Source organism: Variovorax sp. (genome assembly GCF_035634955.1).
GTDB lineage: Bacteria > Pseudomonadota > Gammaproteobacteria > Burkholderiales > Burkholderiaceae_C > Variovorax.
In genome coordinates, this window is sequence record NZ_DASQBZ010000019.1 from 1 (window position 1) to 1,798 (window position 1,798).

Below are 1,798 nucleotides of genomic sequence, written 5' to 3' on the forward strand. Positions count from 1 at the left end.
GAAGTGGAATTCGTCGCCAAGCTGCGCGACGAAGAGAAGTTCCAAGATCTGGCCGCGTTGACCGACCAGATGCACCGTGACGCCGAACAGGCGCGTCACATCCTTTCCGAACACAGATTGCGAGCCACTGCGTGAGCCAGGACTACAAAGCCACCCTTCATCTGCCGGCAACCGAATTCCCGATGCGCGGCGACCTGCCCAAGCGCGAGCCGGGCATTCTGTCGCGCTGGGAAGACGAGGGCCTGTACGCCCGCCTGCGCGAGAACGCGCAGGGCCGCCCGCTGTTCGTGCTGCACGACGGCCCGCCCTATGCCAATGGCCAGATCCACCTCGGCCATGCGGTCAACAAGATCCTCAAGGACATCATCGTCAAGTCGCGCTACCTGGCCGGCTTCGACGCGCCCTACGTGCCGGGCTGGGACTGCCATGGCCTGCCGATCGAGATCGCGGTCGAGAAGAAGTGGGGCAAGGTCGGCACCAAGCTCGACGCCGAGCAGTTCCGCCAGAAGTGCCGTGAATTCGCCGAAGAGCAGATCGACCTGCAGCGCCGCGACTTCAAGCGCCTGGGCGTGATCGGCGATTGGGACAACCCGTACAAGACGCTGAGCTTCGATTTCGAGGCCAACGAGATCCGCGCGCTGTCCAAGGTGTTCGCCAACGGCCACATCGTGCGCGGCGCCAAGCCGGTGCACTGGTGCTTCGACTGCGGCTCGGCCCTGGCCGAGGCGGAGATCGAGTACCAGGACAAGACCTCGCCGGCGATCGACGTGGCCTACGTGGCGCGTGATTCGGCGCAGCTGGCCGCGCGCTTCGGCGCGACCCTGCCCGCCGATGTCGAGGTGGCCGTGCCGATCTGGACCACCACCCCGTGGACGCTGCCGGCCTCGCTGGCGGTGTCCCTCGGTGCGGACATCGACTACGTGCTGGCCGAAGGCCCGGCCCACAACGGCAAGCGCCGTTGGCTGGTGCTGGCCGCCGCGCTGGCCGAGCGTTCGCTGCAGCGCTACGGCGTGGACGGCCTGGTCGAGCACGGCCACGCCACCGGCGCGGCACTGGAAAACCTGCTGCTGGCCCACCCGTTCTATCCCACCCGCGACATCCCGCTGCTCAACGGCGCGCACGTCTCGGCCGAAGACGGTACCGGTGCGGTGCACACCGCCCCGGGCCACGGCCAGGAAGACTTCGTGGTCAGCCAGCAGTACGGGCTGATGGAGCAGTACAACGCGGGCCAGATCAACCCGGTCGACGGCCGTGGCGTGTACCTGCCCTCGACCCCGCCGGCCGGCGATGTCGCGCTGGCCGGCGTGCACCTGTGGAAGGCGCAGCCGCTGATCGTGGACGTGCTGCGCGCGTCCGGCGCGCTGCTGGCCTTCATCGAGATCGTGCACAGCTACCCGCACTGCTGGCGCCACAAGACGCCGGTAGTGTTCCGCGCCACCCCGCAGTGGTTCATCTCGATGGACAAGGCCAACCTGCGCCGCGATGCGATGGCCGCCATCGACAACGTCGGCTGGTTCCCGAGCTGGGGCAAGGCACGCATCGGCGGCATGGTCGAAGGGCGCCCGGACTGGTGCATCAGCCGCCAGCGCACCTGGGGCGTGCCGATCGCGATGTTCACCCATCGCGAGACCGGCGAGCCGCACCCGCGCACCGTCGAACTGATGCAGCAGGTGGCCGACCGCGTGGAGCAGGGCGGCATCGACGTCTGGTATTCGCTGGACAGCGCCGAACTGCTGGGCGATGAAGCGCCGCAGTACGAGAAGGTCACCGACATCCTCGATGTCTGGTTCGACTCCGG

The 1,798-nt window shown here is 67.9% G+C and carries 2 protein-coding genes; both read left to right on the forward strand.

Translation table 11 applies throughout. The features are described 5' to 3' along the window. Window positions 1–3: 3 nt before the first annotated feature. Entirely contained in the window at window positions 4–135 is a 132-nt protein-coding gene (locus VES41_RS09385; RefSeq protein ID WP_324815957.1) for a riboflavin kinase, read from the forward strand. Then, a partial coding sequence (locus tag VES41_RS09390; RefSeq protein ID WP_324815954.1) for an isoleucine--tRNA ligase occupies window positions 132–1,798 on the forward strand: 1,667 nt, incomplete at its 3' end. The genes VES41_RS09385 and VES41_RS09390, both read left to right, overlap by 4 nt.